The sequence below is a fragment of the Streptomyces sp. 8P21H-1 genome (assembly GCF_013302945.1).
Genome location: NZ_JABTYA010000199.1, coordinates 1 through 1,423 on the forward strand (window position 1 = coordinate 1; position 1,423 = coordinate 1,423).

Below are 1,423 nucleotides of genomic sequence, written 5' to 3' on the forward strand. Positions count from 1 at the left end.
GGCCGCCGTGCCCGCGCCCTCGTACGGACCCTCGTACGGGGCCTTGCGCGGGGCCTCCGGACCCTCGTGCGGGATGCCCGCCAGGCGTTCCCGCAGTGCCCCCGCCCGCCGCCGGGCGTCCCGGACCGTCAGGGGCAGGGGGGACCACCCGTCGAACCGGCCCAGGGCCACCACCGGCGGGTACACCGGGGACACGGCCATCACCTCGGCGGGCGTGCCCACCGTCAGCGGGGCGCCCGGTGCCGGGAGGAGGGCGACGCGGTCGGCGTACTGCACGACGCGTTCCAGGCGGTGCTCGGCCATGAGGACCGTCGTGCCGAGGTCGTGGACGAGGCGCTGGAGGACGGCGAGAACCTCCTCGGCGGCGGCCGGGTCCAGGGCCGAGGTCGGCTCGTCGAGCACCAGGACCCGCGGGTGCGGGGTGAGGACCGAGCCGATCGCGACCCGCTGCCGCTGCCCGCCGGAGAGCGTGGAGATCGGGCGGTCGCGCAGGCCCGCGAGGCCGAGCAGGTCCAGGGTCTCCTCGACGCGGCGGCGCATCACGTCCGGCGCCAGCCCCAGCGACTCCATGCCGTACGCGAGTTCGTCCTCGACCGTGTCCGTGACGAAGTGCGAGAGCGGGTCCTGGCCCACCGTGCCGACCACGTCGGCGAGCTCGCGGGGCTTGTGCGTGCGGGTGTCGCGGCCCGCGACCGTCACGCGCCCGCGCAGCGTGCCGCCCGTGAAATGCGGGACCAGTCCGCCCACCGCGCCGAGGAGCGTCGACTTGCCGACCCCGGAGGGGCCGACGAGGAGCATCAACTCGCCGTCCTGGACCGTGAGTTCGATGTCCTGGACGCTGGGCCGCGTCGCCCCGTCGTACGTCACCGTGACGTCCTCGAAGCGGATCATGAGGGCTCCTTGCCGGTGGCGGTACGGGTTTCTGAGGGGGAGGGGGCGGGGGAGGGGGCTACGAAGGCGGGGAGCAGTCCGAGCAGGACGGCCGCCGCGGGCCACAGCGGAAGCGTCGGCGCCGTCAGCGGGACGACCCCGGGGTGCAGGGCCGCGGCGGTGTACGCGTCGTGCGCCGCATACAGGAGCAGCAGCGCCGCGACGGCCGCCCCGGACACGGCGACGAGCCAGGCGCGGACGCCCCACGCGTCCGGCCGGTACCGGGTACGCAGTGAGCGGCGGCCCCCGAGCCACAGACCGCCGAGGGCGGCGCCGAGCCCGGCGAGCAGGACGGGCAGGCCGTAGCCGCCGCCCTCCGCGGTGAGCAGGCCGTACGTTCCCGCGCAGACCCCGACCAGACCGCCGAGGGTGAGCACGGCGGTGGTGCGGCGCACGCCGGGCGGTACCTCGGCGGAGCGGCCGTACCCCCGGGCGTCCATCGCCGCGGCGAGGGCCACCGAACGCTCCAGCGCGCCCTCCAGGACCGGCAGTC

The 1,423-nt window shown here is 76.5% G+C and carries 1 protein-coding gene and 1 pseudogene; both read right to left on the reverse strand.

From position 1 onward, the window contains the following. Nucleotides 1-891: ABC transporter ATP-binding protein (locus HO151_RS03335; protein WP_254594681.1), on the reverse strand; the 891-nt coding region annotated here is incomplete at its 3' end. Next, a pseudogene (locus tag HO151_RS03340) lies at nt 888-1,423 on the reverse strand (energy-coupling factor transporter transmembrane protein EcfT); the annotation flags it as partial. The pseudogene HO151_RS03340 and the gene HO151_RS03335, both read right to left, overlap by 4 nt.